The organism is Saccharopolyspora indica (genome assembly GCF_027853965.1).
Classification (GTDB): Bacteria; Actinomycetota; Actinomycetes; order Mycobacteriales; family Pseudonocardiaceae; genus Saccharopolyspora; species Saccharopolyspora indica.
This window is the reverse complement of sequence record NZ_JAQGLB010000005.1, coordinates 312744-329703: the sequence shown is the minus strand read 5'-3', so window position 1 is coordinate 329703 and position 16960 is coordinate 312744. Positions and strand designations below refer to the sequence as shown.

The following is a 16960-nucleotide window of genomic DNA, read 5'->3' as shown; positions in this document are numbered from 1 at the left end:
GCTCAAACCGGGTGCTTGATGCTCTCGATGATGCGGGGGAAGGCCTCTTCGCCGTGCCCGGCGTCGATCTGGCGCTGGATGAGGTTCTGCACCACGTCGATCACCTCGGTGCTGATTCCCTGCGCGGCGCTGGCGGCGACGATGTCGTCGAGGCTGGAGAACTCCAGGCTCTGCTGCCCGGCGATGGTGTAGTCCCCGCCGTCGATCACGGCGGCCAGCCCGCCCAGCGATCCGGTCATCGCCGCGATCCAGGCGGAGGCCCGCTCGGCGAACGCGCCCGCCGACACGCCTGCGGGCGCGACCATGGCCGCACCGTGCATGAATCCGGCGAACATGACGTACATCCCCGACAGCAGCGCGAGATCGTACAGCGACGCCAGACCGGCGTCGTCGCCGAAGTACACGCTCTCGCCCCACAGGTCCAGCAGCGGGCGGTGCTGCTCGAACACCGCCGCCGAGCCGCTGTAGAGGATCGACGACCCCGGCTGGCCGATCATCGCCGGGACGGCCATGATGCCGCCGTCCAGGTAGGCGATGCCGTGCCCGGCGGCCCACGCTGCGATCTCCCTGGCCTGGTCGGGAGAGGTCGTGGTGACGTTGATCAGCGTCCGCCCGGACAGCTCCTCGACCACCGGGTCGAGGGTCTCGCGGACCGAGGCGGCGTCGTACAGGCAGGCGATGACAACGTCGGCGGCAACCGCCTCGCGCACCGAACCGGCGGCGACCGCGCCCCGGGCTGCCAGCCCGTCTGCCTTGCCCGGCGTCCGGTTCCAGACCACCGTCTGATATCCCGCCTCGATGACCGCGGCGGCCATCACGCTGCCCATGGCGCCCAGCCCGAGCATGCTGACGCGGGTGTTCTTCTCGTCGCTCAATTTCAGTTCCCCTCAGCGCTTTTCGATGCCTGAATCCTTTCTCCAGCAGGTAGGATCGACAAGTACCGACTAATTAGTGGGGTACTTACCTTTTGGGAAGTGAGGAGTGCGGTGGCGAAGGAAGCCCGGCGCGGGCCCTACTTCTGCGGCATCGACGCCGCGATGGACGTGGTGTCCGGCAAGTGGAAGTCGCTGATCATCTGGGAGCTGCACGAGCACGGCACCCGGCGGTTCGCCGAACTGCGGCGCGGCCTGCCCGGCGTGACCGAGAAGATGCTCACCCAGCACCTCCGCGAGATGGAGCAGGACGAGCTGGTGCACCGCGAGGTCTACCCGGGAGGTTCCGCCCAAGGTGGAGTACTCCCTGACCGAGCACGGTGAATCGCTCAACCGCGCGCTGGCCGCGCTCGGCGAATGGGGCATCGAGCGCTGCCGCCGCATCGGCGCGGAACGTCTGCACGAGGCTGCGAGCTGATGGCCGCCTCCGCACCCGGGTGCGGAGGCGGCCATCCGGCCCTAGCCGAGGACCGGGTCCCAGCTGATGCGGGCGGCCGAGGTGCCGAGCCCGGTGGGCCGGGGCACCACGACGTTGTGGCGGAGTTCGGCGTCGAAGTAGCGGCGGCACTCGCGGTGCCAGTTGAGGATCCCGGCCATCCAGTCCTGCAGCTCCGCGGCGTAGCGGGTGAGCGTCGCGCGGGCTTCGGCGTCCAGGTCCTGCTCGGCGAACAGGGCGGGGAGCTCGACGTCCACGGTGCGCTCGAACTGCCGCAGGCGCGCGTCCATCAGGTCGTGCACCACCTGGAACGCCCGGTCCAGGTCGCAGTCCAGGAAGTTCTGCACCACCAGCACCGCGTTGTGCACCTCGCCCTCGTACTGGATCTCCTTGCGGTAGGAGTACACGTCGTTGACCAGCGTCGCGAAGTCGGTCGCCGAGTTCTCCATGGCCCGGATGGTGCGGGTCCGGTAGATCTCCGGTGGCACGGTCGTGCCGTGGGAGAACCGGGACAGGCTCATGGTGAGCTCGGTGCCGAAGGTGCGGCGCCGCATCTCGACGTAGTCGACCGGATCGGGGATCCGGTTCTGGTGCTGGTTGGCCAGTTCCCACAGCCAGCTGTCCAGCATCACCTCGACGGTGCCGCGGAACGCCCGGCGCTTGTCCACCGGCAGCGGGCCCGCCGTGCGCAGCCACAGGTCCGCGAGCCCGCGCTCCAGCGCGTTGGCCGGGACGACGGGACTGCTGCCCTCGACCGGCATGAGCTCCTTGAGGCGCGCGGTGAGCGCTTTGGCGCCCGCCATGTCGCGGGTGTGCCCGAAGACCTGCGGGTAGTAGTCGTCGCCGTAGGTTCCCCAGGTCAGCCACGCCGAGGCCAGGTCGATCTCCTCGACGGTGGCGTCCGGGTCGAGCCCGGCGGCGCAGTGCGGGAGGTCGTTGGCGCGCATCGCGGGCTCGTCCCACACCATCGGGACGTCGGTGAAGATGCCGATGGAGCGGGCCCACTCGACGGCGTGCTCGCGGGCCAGGTCCAGGTGCGGCGAGAGCGAAACCGGGTACGGCAGCCGGATTTCCCGGCGCGGCACGTGCCCGACCGGCTGGAACGGGGTCCGCGTGTAGCTGCGCATCCGCTGCGGCGCGGTGCTGATCAGCGAGGAGATGATCCGGGCCGCCGAGGTGCCCAGCCCGGTCGGCCCGGCCAGCACGCTGGAGGCGCCGCCGTCGGGGTACCGGCCGGACTGCACGTGCCACTCGTGGCCGCCGGACTGCCAGTCCTGCAGCCCCTTGACGTAGCCGAGCACCGCCAGCCTGCCCAGCGGATCGATGCCCCGCTCGTCGAGCAGCTGCGGCACCTCGGTCAGCGCGGTGTGCTCGAACTGGTGCAACCGCGAGGTCAGCAGGTCGTTGACCGCCTGCGCGGCCTGCTGCGTCGAGCAGCCGAGGAACTTCTCGAAGACCAGCACGCCGTTGCTCAGCTCGCCCTCGTCCCGCACCTCCCGCTCGTAGGAGAACAGGTCGTTGCGCAGGTGCACCGCGTCGGAGAAGGTGTCGCGCAGCACCTGCATCGGCCTGGTCGCGGCGATCTCGGCGGGCACCTCGGCGCCCACCGCGTGCTCCACCAGGTTCGCCGACCACGGCGCGCCACCGACCTTGCGGCGCATCTCGACGTACTCGATGGGGTTGGACAGCCGGTTCTCGCTGATGTTGGTCAGCTCCCACAGCGATTCGTCCAGCAGGTGCTTGGTGTTCTCGGCGAACCGCCGCCGCCAGTCCGCGCTCATCGACGGCACGGTGCGCTCCCACAGGTCCGCCAGGCCGCGCTCCACCGGGTTGACCGGCTCCGCGGTGATCGGGCCCTCGACCGGCATGAACGCGGGCAGCCGTTCGAGGTGCTCGCGCGCGCCCGGCAGATCCGGATTCCGCTTGTACAGCTCCACGAAGTGGTCGTCGAAGTAGAACACCCACACGTACCAGTCGGTGATCAGGTCCAGCTCCGCGCCGTCGGCGTCGGGATGGGTGTACGCGCACAGCAGCGCGTAGTCGTGCCGGTCGAGATCCGATTCGGTCCAGACGTCCACGCCGTGCTGCGGCGCGTCGATCATGTCCATCCGCCGGGCCCAGGTCTTGCTGTGCTCCCGGGCCCGGTCCAGGTTCGGGTTCAGCCGTGCCGGGTAGGACAGGTAGAACTCCGGCAGCCGGAAGGCCTGCATGGTCCGCGCACCTCTCTGCGATGGTCACCGACCCTGCGCACGAAACCAGCCGCGTCCGCGGCGGCCAATGCCCTCCGATGCCCTTCCACACGATCGGGAAACCGCGTCGCCCGCACGGCCCAGCGCGGGGTTGCGGTCGGTCACCGCCGCTGGTGCACCACTGCTCCGTCGACCATCGTCAGCTCCACCTCGCACCGCCAGATCTCGTTCGGCGGCAAGGCGAACGGGTCGCGGTCCAGCAGCACCAGGTCGGCGGCCTTGCCGACCTCGACGGTCCCGGTCTCCCGCTCGGCGTGGTCGACCCACGCGCTGCCCGCGGTGTAGGCGGCGAGCGCGTCGACGAGGTCGAGGGCCTCCTCGGGCCGGAACGGCGGATCGTCGGTGTCCGGCTCGCTGCGGTTGACCGCGACGTGCACGCCCAGCACCGGATCGGCCTCGGACACCGGCCAGTCGCTGCCCGCCGCCAGCACCGCCCCCGCCGCGCGCAGCGAGCGGAACGGGTACTGCCAACCGGCTCGCCGGTGCCCGAGGCGCGGCACGGTCAGCTCGGTCATCGCCGCGTCGTTGACCGCCCACCGGGGCTGGATCGTGGCCGTCACGTTGAGCTCGCGGAAGCGCGGCACGTCGGAGGGGTGCACGACCTGCACGTGCGCGATCTGGTGGCGCAGGTCCTGCTCGCGCGCGCCGGCGAGGGCGTCCAGCACGTCGCGCACCGCGCGGTCGCCGATGGCGTGGAAGTGCAGCTGGAAACCGGCGTCGGCGAGCTCGGGCACCACCTCGGCGAGCAGCTCGGAGTCCACGAAGGACAGTCCGCTGCCGTGCTCGCCGAGGTAGGGGAGCCGCAGCGCAGCGGTGAAGTTCTCGCACACGCCGTCCTGCATGATCTTCACCGTCTCGGCCCGGAACCGGTGCCCGCGCGCCCGGTCCCGGCGGTGCCGCAGCTCATCGATCTGCTCCCGGCCGCGGCCGCGGTCCCACCACAGCGCGCCGCGCACCTTGCCGGTCAGCAGCCCGCGCCGGTCGGCGTCCAGGTAGGTGGCCACCGCGTCGTCGTAGCCGAGGTAGGGGCCGACGATCGCGTCGTGCCACGACGTCACGCCGCGCGAGTGCAGGTGCCGCTGGCCCTCCAGCAGCCCGGCGAGGTACTCCGCGTCGCCGGTCTCCGGCAGCACCCGCTCGACCAGCCGGGTCGCGCCCTCGTGCAGGGTGCCGGTGGGATGACCGCCGGGATCGCGTTCGATCCGGCCGTCCGGCGGGTCGGGGGTGTGCCGGTCGATGCCGGCCAGCAGCAGTGCTGCGGTGTTCACCCAGGCGCCGTGGTGGTCGCGGTTGAGCAGGTAGGCCGGGCGGGTCCCGGTCACCTGGTCCAGCGCGGCCCGGTGCGGTGCGCCCCCGGGGAACTGCGCCATGTCCCAACCGCCGCCGAGCACCCAGCCGGTGTCCGGGTGCGCGCGCTGGTAGGCCTCGACCTGGCGGAGGCACTGCGCGGCGTCGAGGCATTCGGTGAGGTCGCAGCGCAACCGCTCGATCCCGCCGTAGACCGGGTGCACGTGGGCGTCGTGGAAGCCCGGCAGCAGCAACCGGCCGCGGAGGTCGACGAACTCGGTGCGCGCGGACCAGTGCGCCCGCACGGCATCGCGCCCGACGGCCGCGATCCGGCCGTCCCGCACCGCCACCGCGTCGGTGAACGACCGGGCGGCGTCCATTGTGGCCACCGGACCACCGGCGAACACCACATCGCGCATGCCGGGATTGTGCCAGCTCCCGGCGCTGCGGCCGACCGCGGACGACTACTGGCGCTGCTCGCCGGTGATCAGGGTGACGGCCTGCTCGCGGACCGGCTCGGCGACCTCGGGAACCCGGAAGCCCTGGCGGCGGACGTGCGCCACGAGGTCGGCCTCCGGGGCCACTCCGTGCTGGCGCAGGTAGTAGCCGACCGCGCCGGGCCAGACCCAGGTGCCGTCGGTGTGGAAGGTCATCGGCACCGACGGGGTGCGGTTCGGGTCGAGCCGGTCGGTGTCGTAGCTGCGCGCCGCCAGCACGATCGGCGCCTGCTCCAGGTAGTCGGCGACCGGCTCCAGCTCGGCCGGGTCGATCCCCGGGCGGTCGGTGATCGGGCGGCCCGAGTCGTCGAAGACCTCCGCGGTGCGCAGCTGCGCCGCGGGGCTGCCCGAGAGCCAGTCCGGGATGGCCGATGCGGGGCGCGGGAAGCGGTTGAGCTCGTCGGCGTAGGCGGCGGCAGGGGGAGCGGTGCGCCAGTTCGGCTCGTAGTCCCCGTTGAAGTCGACGGTGTAGCTGCCGGGGCGCTCCAGCCGGTACAGCGCGCTCACCCAGGTGCCGCGGTCGGGCTGGTACATGCCCTGCCGCAGCCGGGCGAAGGCTTCGGCGGCTTCAGCGGGAGCGGCCAGCGGGACGGCGGTGCCGTTGGGCGCGATCAGCTGCGCGACCAGTTCCTGGTGCCCGCCCAGCGACCGGTACTCGACGGTGGCCTCGCGCCAGCCAGGGGGCAGCGCGCGCACGATCAGCCGGCCGATCTCCTGGATCAACTGCTGCTGCGTCGCCTCGTCCAGCGATCCCGGTAGCTCGTGGGGTCGTCCCGGTTGGCTCATGCTCGCATCCTCCCAGCCGCGCGGTGATCTTGGGAGTGGTTTGGTCCAAGTCCACGCGCGGTTCGTGCTACGCCCTCATCCCTCGCGATCGGAAGCTTAGAACCGCGTATCCCCCGTTCGTGTGACCTGGGGTGCGGATGGTCTTCCGGTGCTGGTCGGAGGCCCTTTCGGGGTGCTCGGCGGTGGTGGTCGCGCACCCGTTCCGATGATGTGCCGCTTGTCCGAGAAGTCGATTGTTGACAATCCAAACCGACCGCCCTTAACTTCGAGCCATCCGGGCGGAGAGCGGGAGGTGGACCATGCGAGCAGAGTCGTACCGAAACCCGCGTCCAGTCCGGTGGTTGTCCTCTTCCTCGCTCTGGCTGCGACATCACTGACCGACCTGATCGGCAGTGGGGCGAGCATCGCGATTCCGCGGCTCGCAGGTAGTTCGATCACTGGTTGCACTCACCACATCCCCGCCCGGGTTCTCCGCGGCGGGTTCGCGCGTACTGGAAGGAGGTTCGGCCCGTGGCACTCGTCGACCGCGACCCGATGATGCGGGTGATCTGGACGGATCCGGTGACCGGCCGCAACGGTTACCTGGTGGTGCACAGCCTGGTGTCCGGTCTTGCCACCGGCGGGACCCGGATGCGGGCCGGGTGCACCCTGACCGAGGTGGAAGACCTGGCGCGCGGCATGGCGCGCAAGACCGCCGTGTTCGACCTGCCGGTGGGCGGGGCGAAGGGCGGTATCGACTGCGACCCGAAGGACCCGGAGGCCAAGGGCGTCCTGCGCCGCTTCGTGCAGTCGATGCGTCCGTACCTGGACGCGCACTGGGTGACCGCGGAGGACCTCGGGGTGCCGCAGCACCTGATCGACGAGGTGTTCGCCGAGGTGGGGCTGCACCAGTCCTACCACGCGGCGATCAGGCGGGCGCCGGACGCGGAGCGCACGCTGCGCCGCGTCCGAGCGGGGCTCAACGCTCCGGTGCCCGGCGGCCTGCTGCTCGGTGACGTGGTCGGCGGCTACGGTGTCGCGCAGAGCTGCCTCGGTGTCGTGCACGCGCGGGGCTGGACTCCCGCTGAGACCACGGTCGCGGTCCAGGGCGTCGGCACGATGGGCGGCGGCGCGGCCTACTACCTGCACGAGGCCGGGCTGAAGGTGGTGTCGATGGCCGATGCGGCGGGCACCTTGCACGATCCGGACGGGCTGGACGTCCCGGCGCTGCTGGACGCCCGCGACCGGTTCGGCGAGATCGACCGCGGCCAGGTGCCCGAGCACGTGCAGCGCGCGCCGCGCGAAGCGGTCCTCGGTGCCGAGGTCGACGTGCTCATCCCGGCCGCGGTGTCCTACGCGATCGCCCCACCGCAGGTTCCGGAGATCAACGCGAAGGTGATCGTCGAGGCGGCCAACACCCCGGTGACGGCCGACGCGGAGGAAATGCTGGCCACGCGCGGCATTCCGGTCATCCCGGACTTCGTGGCCAACGCGGGCGCGGTGGCCTGGGCCTGGTGGCTGCTGCTGGGCCGGGTGGACGCCGACCCGGTGCTGTCGTTCCAGGTGCTGCGGGAGGAGATGCTGGCGAAGATCCCGCCGCTGCTGGTGGCGTGGGACGCCGAAGGGCTCACGCCGCGCGCCGCGGCGCTGCTGCTCGCCGAGCAGCGGACCGAGCAGAACCTCGCCGCGGAAGCCCGCGGTCAGGGCCTGCTGAGCATCCCCTGAAAACCGGTGCCGGCGGCGGTGTTGACGGGCGGCGATCGACGTGTGACAACCCGCAGTCGGGGTGCTAGCGTTGCGGTGGTTGCTGTTTTGGTCCCAGCAGTACTGGAAAGTGCCTGCCAGAACGCAGGCACTTTTTTTGTGCGGTGGTGCTCGGAGCGCGGCGGGGATCGGCTCGGCGACCTCGGGTCTGCGCAGTGTTGACCCTGGCCAGCAGAATCAGGAGAAACAGGGAATGGCTACCGGTACGGTCAAGTGGTTCAACGCGGAGAAGGGCTACGGGTTCATCACCCCGGACAACGGCGGCGCCGACGTCTTCGCCCACTACTCCGCGATCGACGCCACCGGTTTCCGCACGCTGGAGGAGAACCAGCGCGTGGAGTTCGAGATCGCCCAGGGCCCGAAGGGCCCGCAGGCCGCGGGAATTCGCGCCATCTGACGAAGGGTCGTGCCGCTCCGGCACGACGGTGCATCGGAAGAGAGCTCTGATGCCGCCTCATGGGGCGGCAGGTCCGGGCCGTCCGCGGCGCTGGTCTGCCGCCTGCGAGGGCGAGCGTTTTTCACCCGTTCCGGGGTAGGCCACCGGGGTAGGCTTTCGAGCCGCTGACGTCTAACCCGGTGCGAGGTCGAAGTGCCCCTGCGTGTGGTTGTCGCCGGTGCGACCGGCGTGGTCGGAAGGACGCTCCTCCCGCTGCTGCGGGAGCGAGGTCATCACGTGACCGCGCTCGTCCGGCGCGTTGACCGGCTGAACGGCTCGACATCGTTCGACGATATCGCCGTCGCCGACCTGCTGGATCCCGACGGGGTGCGGCGCGAGTTGTGCCGCGCCGCACCGGATGTCGTGGTCGACCAGACCTCCGGGATCGGCCGGACCGATCTCCCCGACGGGCGGCACCGCACCGCGCGGTCCCGCGAGCGGGCCTCGAAGAACCTGGTCGACGCCGCGGTGGCGGCCGGGACCAGGCGCATCATCGGGCAGAGCACGACCGCTGCCTACCGTCCGCACGGCCACGACGTGCTGGACGAGGAATCACCACTGTGGACGGACGCGCCGGGCTGCTGGGGCGATGCGGTCCGGGCCCAGGTGGCGATGGAGGAAGCGGTCCTGACCTGTTCGGACATCGAGGGCGTCGCGCTGCGCTACGGCAACCTCTACGGCCCGGGCACGCAGTACGCGCCGGGCGGCGCGGTCCACTCGCGGGTGTGCGGCAGCGAGCTGCCGGTGGTCGCCGAGGGAGCGGGAGTGACGTCGTTCACGCACGTCGAGGACGCGGCCGGGGCGGTGCTCGAACTGCTGGCGAGCGGCGATCCCGGCCCGTACAACGTGGTGGACAACGAGCCGGCGGAGGCCACCGAGTGGCTGCCCGCCTACGCGCGGATGGCGGGCGGCCCGGCGCCGGTGTCGCTGACCCTGGAGCAGGCCAAGGCCCAGCTGGACTGGCTGACGGTCCACCAGCTGACCGAACAGCGCGGCGCGACGAACTTCCGCCTCCGCGAAACCCTGGGCTGGCGCCCGAAGTGGCCCAGCTGGCGAGAGGGCTTCGCCGACCTCTTCGGCCACTGGCCGGGCTGACCGCCGGAACCGGGCGCTGCTCACCGGTGCCCGCATTGTGAGCAGGCCCATTCCGCAGGGTGGACTCCGGGGCCGTTCGGCGGGTTAAGTTCTAGCGGCAAGACCGTTCCCACCGAGGTCGGAGAGTTCACCCGATGACCACCGCTGATGTGCAGGCCCTGCGCGATCTGCTGCCCGACGGGCGCGTTTTCGACGACGTCGACGTGCTGGAGGCCCACCGCCGGGACCGCGCCGGCTTCTGCCCGGCGGGCACTCCCGCGGCGCTGGTCCGCGCGCGGTCCACTGAGGACGTCTCGGTGACCTTGGAGTGGGCGCACCGCAACCGGGTTCCGGTGGTGCCGCAGGGCGCTCGCTCCGGGCTGTCCGGCGCGGCCAACGCGCTGGACGGCTGCATCCTGCTGTCGCTGGAGAAGATGGACCGCATCCTCGACATCGACGTCTCCGAGCAGGTCGCGGTCGTGCAGCCCGGCGTGGTCAACGGGGTGCTCGCGGCGAAGGTCGCCGAGCACGGGCTGTTCTACCCGCCGGATCCCGGTTCGCGCAGCGTCTCCACGATCGGCGGCAACGTGGCCACCAACGCCGGCGGCATGTGCTGCCTGAAGTACGGCGTGACCGGGGACTTCGTCCGCGGCCTCGAAGTCGTGCTGGCCGACGGCCGGGTGATGCGCACCGGTCGCCGCACCGCCAAGGGCGTGGCCGGCTACGACCTGACGCGTCTGGTCGTCGGCTCCGAAGGCACCCTCGGCGTGGTCACCGAGGTCACCGTGGCGCTGCGCCCGGCCGTCGCGCAGCCGCTGACCGCGGTCGCGTTCTTCCCGACCATCGCCGACGCAGTCCGCACGGTGGCCGGTTACCTGGCCGAGGGCTACCGGCCCTCGGTGCTGGAGTTCATGGACCGGCCCACCGTCAACCTGGTGCAGAAGGTCGCCGACCTCGGCTTCCCCGAGGGCATGGCGGGCATGCTGCTGGTGCAGTCGGACCGGGGCGAGGCGGCGCGGGGGGACTTGGCCGTCTTCGAGGACGTGGCCCGCACCCACCGCGCTTCCGAGGTGATCGTCGCCGACGACCCGGCGGAGGGCGAGCTGCTCATGCAGGCGCGGCGGCTGGTCGGCGACGCCCACGAGCACCTGGGCCTGACGGTGCTGATCGACGACGTGTGCGTGCCCCGGCGCAACCTGGTGAACCTGGTCGAGGGCCTGGGACGGATCGCCGACCAGTACCAGGTCCAGGTGCTGTGCGCCGGGCACGCCGGTGACGGCAACATGCACCCGGTGGTGGCCTTCGACGCCGACGACGCGGCGGAGAGCGTCCGCGCGCAGCAGGCGTTCGACGCGATCATGGAGCTGGGCCTGGATCTCGGCGGCACCATCACCGGCGAGCACGGCGTCGGCCACCTCAAGCGGCGGTGGCTGGGCGAGGAGCTGGACGAGGCGGCCTTGAGCACGCAGCGCGCGATCAAGGCGGCGCTGGATCCGCACAACATCCTCAACCCCGGCCGCGTCTTCCCCGAGCAGGGGTAGTTCGCCCCGCGCTGCGGCGCGGGTCAGTCGTGGTCGTAGGTGTCGTCGATCGGAACCTCGCGGTGCTGGTCGGCGAGATCGGCCGGATCGGCGTCGAGGGGCACCTCGACCTGCTCCGGCTCCTCGTCCTCGACGAGTTCCTCGGCCTGCCTGGCCTGCTCGACCGCGTCGGCTTCTGGCGTCTCGGGGCTCATCGAACCTCCAGTCGGTCGCTGGGCGGAACACCCGCCACGGTAGCCATCCGAGCCGGTTCGGTCATCCCGAGCGGGGCCCACGTGAGCGGCCACCGCCGCTCACGTGCCCCTCCCGCACCACCGGTCAGCCGATGGACCGGCCCGCGTACTCCGGCGGCGGCTCGACCAGCGCGGCCAGACGTTCGGCCACCGCTGCGGGGAACGGTGTGGTGCCGCCCTGCGCCTGGTCGACGTGCAGCGCCATGATTTCCTCGGTGGCCACCACGGTGCCGTCCGCGGACATCTCGTGGCACAGGCGCACCTTCTTCGCCCCCGCGCCCACCACGCGCGTGGTGATCACCAGCTCCGCGTCCGGCCCGACCTCCCGCAGGTAGCGCACGTGGGCCTCCACTGTGTACAGCGAGCAGCCGGTGCTGCTGCGGTAGGCCTCGTCCAGGCCCACCCGGTCCATCACCGCGTCGGTGGCGAACCCGAAGACCAGCACGTAGTAGGCCTCGCTGAGGTGGCCGTTGTAGTCGATCCACTCCGGACGGACCCGCTGGCGGAACTCGCCGGGCCCGGTCACTTCGCGCCCTTCCGCACCTCGTCGACCGCCCGCATCACCGCGATCACCGCGCGGTCGCGGTCGGCGACGAGCTCGGCGATGCTGCGGCCGTCGGCGGCCTGCTCGCAGCCCTGGACCATCGCATCGCGCAGCTCGGTGGTGAGTTCGGGCGCCTCCAGCCGGGTCCACGGCGACTTCAGCGACGGGCCGAAGTGGTCCAGCATGTGCGCCATGCCGCCCTCGCCGCCTGCCAGGTGGAAGGTCAGGCACGGGCCGAGCAGCGGCCAGCGCAGCCCCGGGCCCTCGGTGATGGAGGCGTCGATCTGCTCGACGGTGGCCTCCCCGTTGGCGACCATGTGCAGCGCCTCGCGCCAGATCGCCTCCTGCAGCCGGTTGGCGATGAAACCCGGCACCTCGCGGTCCATGGTGATCACCGACTTGCCCGCGACCTCGAAGAACTCCGAGGCCCACCGCACGGCCCAGGCCTCGGTCCGCTCGCCGCCGACCACCTCGACCAGCGGGATGAGGTACGGCGGGTTGAACGGGTGGCCCACCACCAGCCGCTGCGGGGTCGGGCAGTCCACCTGCATCTCGGTCATGCCGTAGCCCGAGGTCGAGGAGGAGATCACCACGCCCGGCGGGGTGGCCGCGTCGATGCGGGCCAGCAGGTCCCGCTTGAGCGCCAGGTCCTCCGGCGCGCTCTCCTGCACGAACTCGGCGTCGGCGACGGCGTCCGCCAGCGTCGCGGCGATGACCAGGTTGTCGCGGGAGGCGCCGTCGGCCAGGCCCAGCTCGGTCAGCGCGGGCCACGCGGCGTCGACCAGCCGCCGCAGCTTCGCCTCGAACTCCGGCGCCGGGTCCCACGCGGTCACCTGGTAGCCGCGGGCCAGGAAGTGCGCGACCCAGCCACCGCCGATGACACCGGCACCGATGCAGGCGACCCGCCGCACGGCACCGGGGGAGGGGGTGTGCTCGTTCAACTCAGAATTCCCTTTCGAGGTCGATCAACGGGCGGCACCGGCTCCGTTTGCGCAGGTGGTGGCCCGTGAGTGCTTTGTGGTGCTATAGCCCCTCAAAACGCTCACGGGACCTGACCAGCGGAAACGGAGCCGATGGCGTGGCGAGGCTCAGCGCTTCTTCAGGCCGAGCTGCTCGCGGGCCTGGTCGGGCGTGGCGATCTTCATGCCCATGCCCTCGACGATGGTCACCGCGCGCTCGACGAGCTGGGCGTTGCTGGCCTTGACGCCCTTGCTCAGGTAGAGGTTGTCCTCCAGGCCGACGCGCACGTTGCCGCCGAGCGCGGCGGTCAGGCCCACCCAGCGCAGCTGGTCGCGGCCGATGGCGAAGCTCGCCCAGTTCGCGCCCGCGGGCAGCATGTTCACCATCGCCTGCAGCAGCACCGGTTCCGGCGGCGCGCCCCACGGGATGCCCGCGCACAGCTGGAACAGCGGCGGGGCGTCGAGCAGGCCTTCGGCCAGCAGCTGCTTGGCGAACCACAGGTTGCCGGTGTCGAAGATCTCCAGCTCCGGCTTGACGCCCAGCTCCTGGATCCGCTTGGCACCGGCCCGCAGCATGTCCGGGGTGGAGATGTAGAGCTGGCTGCCCTCGCCGAAGTTCAGCGAACCGCAGTCCAGCGTGCAGATGTCCGGCAGCAGCTCCTCGACGTGCGGCAGCCGGTCCAGGCCGTTGACCAGGTCGGTGCCGTCCACCGGCTTGAGCGGGTCGTCGGGGTCGATGACCAGGTCGCCGCCCATGCCCGCGGTCAGGTTGATGACCACGTCGGTGCCGGTCTCCTTGATGCGCTCCACGACCTCGCGGTAGAGCGCGGTGTCCCGCGAGCCCTGGCCGGTCTCGACGTTGCGGACGTGGATGTGCACCACGGCCGCCCCGGCCTCGGCGGCCTCGACCGCGTCCTTGGCGATCTGCTCCGGGGTCACCGGGACGAACTCGCTCTTGCCGGTGGTGTCACCGGCGCCGGTGAGCGCGGCGGTGACGATCACTTCGCTGGCCATCGGGGCTCTCCTCTCGTGGGCAGGTTCCAGCGCCCGGGCACCGGTGCGGTGCCCAGGTCGGGTTGCGGGGGATGTCAGTGCCGGACGATCTCGCGTTCGACGTACTCGCGCAGCGCCTTGCGCATCCGCTCGACGGACCGGCCGGGACGTCCGGCGAGCACCTGGATGCCGAGGCCGTCGATCAGCGCGGTCAGCGTGACGGTCAGCTCCTCGGCGTCGGTGTCGGCGAACACGCCCTGCTCCTGGCCCTGCCGGATGGTGCGGGCGATGGTGTCGTGCCAGCGCGTGTAGGAATCGCTGTGCAGCACCTGCAGATCGGGGTTGAGCGCGCTCTCGTTCCACACCTGCAGCCAGATCGACCACTCCTGGCGCAGCAGGCCGGGCGTGGGCAGCTGGAGTTCCACCAGCCGCAGCAGGCGTTCGTGGGCGTCCTCGATCGCGTGCAGCTCGGCGACCTGCCGGTCGAAGGCCAGCCGCACCGAGTAGCGCAGCGTCTCGGTGAGCAGGTCGTTGCGGCCGGGGAAGTAGTAGTGGATGGTCGCCGCGCTGGTGCCGCACTCCTTGGCCACGTCGGCCACGCGCACCGAGTGGTAGCCGCGCTCGGCGATCAGGTGCCAGGCGGCGTCGAGGATCTGCTGGTAGCGGCTGGCTTCCCGGAGGTCGCCGGGATCGCGAACGGGCCGGGCGGTGCGCTGCGGCGCGGCGGCCACCGTCTCGACGTCGTCGCCGCCGTTGATCAGCCAGTTCACCGTCACGCCGGTCAGCTCGGCGATGCGGGTGAGCTCGACCGGGGTGAACCGCCTGGTGCCGGTCAGCGACTTGGACAGCTTGGTGGGGTCCAACCCGATCTGCTCGGCGAAAGCGCGCTGGCTCCCGGGGTACTGGTGCAACACGTCGCGCACCCGCTGGCGCAACGCAGCCGTCGTGTCCTGCACGAGACGGAACGCTAACAGCACATTGCGAGAATCGCAATGATCCGACCGTGTTGCGATCGGCGGCCGTGCCGTCGAGTGGTGGGATATGCCTAGACAGAGGCGGTTGATGACAGGTTCAGCGCGGTCGCCCGGATGATCTACGTGATTGATAAGTCAGTCGGTCGCAATGCTGGGGCGCATCGGGTAGTGCGAGCCTAGAACGAACGTGCTGAGGTGAATCCGTGGACCCGACCGAGTCGACGGCGCGGACCGACGAGCCGTCCGCCACCCGCTGGCGTGTGCTGGCCATCTGCCTGATCGCGGGCTTCATGACGCTGCTGGACGTCAGCATCGTCAACGTCGCGCTGCCGTCCATCCAGCAGGGCCTGGACGCGCCCGCCGCCGCGCTGTCCTGGGTGGTCTCCGGCTACGCGCTGACCTTCGGCCTGGTGCTGGTGCCCGCGGGCCGGCTGGGCGACGACCGGGGCCGGAGCAGGATGTTCCTGCTGGCGCTGGGCGCGTTCACGGTCGCCAGCGCGCTGGCCGGATTCGCGATGACACCGCTGTGGCTGGTGGTGGCCCGCCTCCTGCAGGGCGTGGCGGGCGGACTGCTCAACCCGCAGGTGCTCGGCCTGATGCAGCAGCTGTTCCGCGGCCGTGAACGCGGCAAGGCCTTCGGCCTGTTCGGCGCCGTGGTGGGCATCTCCACCGCGATCGGTCCGCTGCTCGGCGGCCTGATCATCCAGCTGGCGGGCGCGGAGCACGGCTGGCGCTGGGTGTTCTTCGTGAACCTGCCGATCGGCGCGGCGGCGATCCTGTACGGGATGCGCGTCCTGCCGCGCGACCGCCGACGGGAGGCCACCCGGAGCCTCGACCTGGTGGGCGTGCTGCTGCTCGGCGGTGGCCTGCTGTGCCTGCTGCTGCCGCTGGTCGAGCAGGAGGGCGGCGGCAGCAGCCCGTGGTACCTGCTGATCGTCGCGGTCGTGATGCTGGCGGCGTTCGCGGTGTGGGAGCACTGGTACCGCAAGCGCGGGAACCACCCGCTGGTGAACCTGCGCCTGCTGCGGATCCGCAGCTACTCCTTCGGCGCCACCCTCGGCCTGCTCTACTTCGCCGGGTTCACCAGCATCTTCTTCGTGCTGGCGGTGTACTTCCAGCGCGGCCTGGGCTACTCGGCCCTGCAGGCCGGGCTGGCGCTGACGCCCTTCGCGGTCGGCTCCGCGGTGTCTTCGGCCCTGGGCGGCCGGATCGTGCACCGCATGGGCCGCCACCTGGTGATCATCGGCCTGCTGGCGGCGCTGCTCGGTCTGCTGGCCACGGACGTCCTGCTGGCCACCCACCCCGGCTCGATGGCGGGCGCGGTGACGGCGGCGCCGCTGCTGGTGGCGGGCATCGGCAGCGGCCTGGTGATCTCCCCGAACCAGACCGTGACCCTCAGCGAGATCGACGCGGCCCACGGCGGAACGGCGGCGGGCGTCCAGCAGACCGGCCAGCGCATCGGCTCGGCGGTGGGCACGGCAGCGGCCTCCGGCCTCTTCTTCGGAGTCCTGACCACGGGAGGCTTCGACGCGGCGATCACCAGCGGCCTGATCGTCTCGATCACCTTCGTCGCCGCAGCCCTGCTCGTGGCCCTGGCCGAGGTCGTCCTGGCCCGGCGAAGGCCTTCGGCGGCAGATGGCCCGTGAGCACTGTGCGGGACTGTGGCACCAGGAAGCGCTCACGGACCAATACCAGCGAGAACATCACGCGCAGTCTCGCGCTTCGGAGATGTCCGCTACCTCGCAGCGGCGCACGCGAGCAAGCCTCGATTACGCCGCCTGAACCTCCTGGCTTCCAGGGCTCAGTACGAGGGTTCCCCGTACAGCACGCCGATGGCGTCGATGTAGTCGCCTTCGCGGCCGACGAAGCCTCCGACGTAGGTGCGTCGGGGCAGGTCGATCGTGAACTGAGTACCCCCGCCCTCGCCGAAGGGACCGAAGACGTGTCCCTGGTTGGTGGTGAAGCTGATCTGGTTGAGCACCCAGTCGTAGGTGCCCGTGACCTTCACGATCAGCTCGCCCGGCGCGAGCGAGATGTTGTTGACCTGCCCGCCGTTGCCGCCGTGCTGCTTACCGGTCTCGATCGTTCCTTCGCCGTCCTCCAGCATCCAGGTGCACTGGATGGCATCGACGTGCTTGGCAGCGCGGACCATGATCGAGGTCAGGCGCTTGAGCCGCGACGCGGTGTCGCGGAAGTCGGCACCACCGGATCCGCCGTTGATCTTGCTTTCGGTATAGGCCATGACGAGCCTCCCTTGTGGAGCGTTGCCGGAACAC

15 protein-coding genes and 1 pseudogene are annotated in these 16960 nt (G+C 71.1%); 6 read left to right on the top strand and 10 right to left on the bottom strand.

What is annotated here, in order from left to right; genetic code table 11:
- Positions 1-2 precede the first annotated feature (2 nt).
- Entirely contained in the window at positions 3-875 is an 873-nt protein-coding gene (locus tag OU416_RS14605) for an NAD(P)-dependent oxidoreductase (RefSeq protein WP_270927467.1), read from the bottom strand.
- A 162-nt stretch (positions 876-1037) separates the two neighbouring features.
- Here OU416_RS14605 and OU416_RS14600 point away from each other — a divergent pair.
- A pseudogene (locus OU416_RS14600) lies at positions 1038-1350 on the top strand (winged helix-turn-helix transcriptional regulator).
- 41 nt (positions 1351-1391) lie between these two features.
- On the opposite strand, the gene OU416_RS14595 reads toward OU416_RS14600, so the two are convergent.
- The 3 genes from OU416_RS14595 to OU416_RS14585 all read right to left on the bottom strand — a co-directional run bounded on the left by OU416_RS14595 (position 1392) and on the right by OU416_RS14585 (position 6187).
- Positions 1392-3578: a terpene synthase family protein gene (locus OU416_RS14595; RefSeq protein ID WP_270927466.1), complete on the bottom strand. Its 2187-nt coding sequence runs from the start codon at positions 3576-3578 to the stop codon at positions 1392-1394.
- A gap of 140 nt (positions 3579-3718) precedes the next feature.
- Entirely contained in the window at positions 3719-5323 is a 1605-nt protein-coding gene (locus OU416_RS14590) for an amidohydrolase (protein WP_270927465.1), read from the bottom strand.
- Between the two features lie 45 nt (positions 5324-5368).
- Entirely contained in the window at positions 5369-6187 is an 819-nt protein-coding gene (locus OU416_RS14585) for a hypothetical protein (protein WP_270927464.1), read from the bottom strand.
- 534 nt (positions 6188-6721) lie between these two features.
- Here OU416_RS14585 and OU416_RS14580 point away from each other — a divergent pair.
- From OU416_RS14580 to OU416_RS14565, 4 genes are all read left to right on the top strand, one after another.
- Positions 6722-7891 carry a Glu/Leu/Phe/Val family dehydrogenase gene (locus OU416_RS14580; protein WP_270927580.1) on the top strand — a complete coding sequence of 390 codons (1170 nt, stop codon included), beginning with the start codon at positions 6722-6724 and terminating at the stop codon, positions 7889-7891.
- Positions 7892-8123: 232 nt separating this feature from the next.
- Positions 8124-8327, top strand: a complete 204-nt coding sequence (locus tag OU416_RS14575; RefSeq protein WP_270927463.1) for a cold-shock protein — start codon at positions 8124-8126, stop codon at positions 8325-8327.
- A gap of 192 nt (positions 8328-8519) precedes the next feature.
- The gene (locus OU416_RS14570; RefSeq protein WP_270927462.1) at positions 8520-9461 is read left to right on the top strand and encodes an NAD-dependent epimerase/dehydratase family protein; all 942 of its coding nucleotides are present in this window, start codon (positions 8520-8522) and stop codon (positions 9459-9461) included.
- A gap of 134 nt (positions 9462-9595) precedes the next feature.
- Positions 9596-10981 (top strand): FAD-binding oxidoreductase, encoded by a 1386-nt coding sequence (locus OU416_RS14565; protein ID WP_270927461.1) that lies wholly within the window; start codon positions 9596-9598, stop codon positions 10979-10981.
- Positions 10982-11004: 23 nt separating this feature from the next.
- Here the strand turns inward: OU416_RS14565 and OU416_RS14560 are convergent, their stop codons facing one another.
- The 5 genes from OU416_RS14560 to OU416_RS14540 form a co-directional block, all read right to left on the bottom strand.
- Positions 11005-11175 carry a hypothetical protein gene (locus tag OU416_RS14560; protein ID WP_270927460.1) on the bottom strand — a complete coding sequence of 57 codons (171 nt, stop codon included), beginning with the start codon at positions 11173-11175 and terminating at the stop codon, positions 11005-11007.
- Between the two features lie 124 nt (positions 11176-11299).
- On the bottom strand, positions 11300-11740 hold the full coding sequence (locus tag OU416_RS14555) for a thioesterase family protein (protein ID WP_270927459.1): 441 nt from the start codon (positions 11738-11740) through the stop codon (positions 11300-11302).
- Complete coding sequence (locus OU416_RS14550) at positions 11737-12699, bottom strand: 3-hydroxyacyl-CoA dehydrogenase NAD-binding domain-containing protein (RefSeq protein ID WP_270927458.1); 963 nt, start codon at positions 12697-12699, stop codon at positions 11737-11739. Before OU416_RS14550 ends, OU416_RS14555 begins: the two co-directional genes overlap by 4 nt.
- A gap of 147 nt (positions 12700-12846) precedes the next feature.
- Positions 12847-13731 (bottom strand): BKACE family enzyme, encoded by an 885-nt coding sequence (locus OU416_RS14545; RefSeq protein ID WP_270927457.1) that lies wholly within the window; start codon positions 13729-13731, stop codon positions 12847-12849.
- A 74-nt stretch (positions 13732-13805) separates the two neighbouring features.
- Positions 13806-14666, bottom strand: coding sequence for a TetR/AcrR family transcriptional regulator (locus tag OU416_RS14540; protein WP_270927456.1), 861 nt, complete (start codon positions 14664-14666; stop codon positions 13806-13808).
- A gap of 221 nt (positions 14667-14887) precedes the next feature.
- Here OU416_RS14540 and OU416_RS14535 point away from each other — a divergent pair, with 221 nt between their 5' ends.
- Positions 14888-16330: an MFS transporter gene (locus OU416_RS14535; RefSeq protein WP_270927455.1), complete on the top strand. Its 1443-nt coding sequence runs from the start codon at positions 14888-14890 to the stop codon at positions 16328-16330.
- Between the two features lie 155 nt (positions 16331-16485).
- Here OU416_RS14535 and OU416_RS14530 read toward each other — a convergent pair whose 3' ends face one another.
- Positions 16486-16926, bottom strand: coding sequence for a jacalin-like lectin (locus OU416_RS14530; protein ID WP_270927454.1), 441 nt, complete (start codon positions 16924-16926; stop codon positions 16486-16488).
- Positions 16927-16960 lie beyond the last annotated feature (34 nt).

Coding starts and splice junctions, on each gene's coding strand:
- OU416_RS14575 (WP_270927463.1), top strand. CDS start 8,124: ATGGCTACCGGTACGGTCAAGTGGTTCAACGCGGAGAAGGGCTACGGG.
- OU416_RS14565 (WP_270927461.1), top strand. CDS start 9,596: ATGACCACCGCTGATGTGCAGGCCCTGCGCGATCTGCTGCCCGACGGG.
- OU416_RS14585 (WP_270927464.1), bottom strand. CDS start 6,187: ATGAGCCAACCGGGACGACCCCACGAGCTACCGGGATCGCTGGACGAG.
- OU416_RS14590 (WP_270927465.1), bottom strand. CDS start 5,323: ATGCGCGATGTGGTGTTCGCCGGTGGTCCGGTGGCCACAATGGACGCC.
- OU416_RS14580 (WP_270927580.1), top strand. CDS start 6,722: ATGATGCGGGTGATCTGGACGGATCCGGTGACCGGCCGCAACGGTTAC.
- OU416_RS14530 (WP_270927454.1), bottom strand. CDS start 16,926: ATGGCCTATACCGAAAGCAAGATCAACGGCGGATCCGGTGGTGCCGAC.
- OU416_RS14595 (WP_270927466.1), bottom strand. CDS start 3,578: ATGCAGGCCTTCCGGCTGCCGGAGTTCTACCTGTCCTACCCGGCACGG.
- OU416_RS14545 (WP_270927457.1), bottom strand. CDS start 13,731: ATGGCCAGCGAAGTGATCGTCACCGCCGCGCTCACCGGCGCCGGTGAC.
- OU416_RS14560 (WP_270927460.1), bottom strand. CDS start 11,175: ATGAGCCCCGAGACGCCAGAAGCCGACGCGGTCGAGCAGGCCAGGCAG.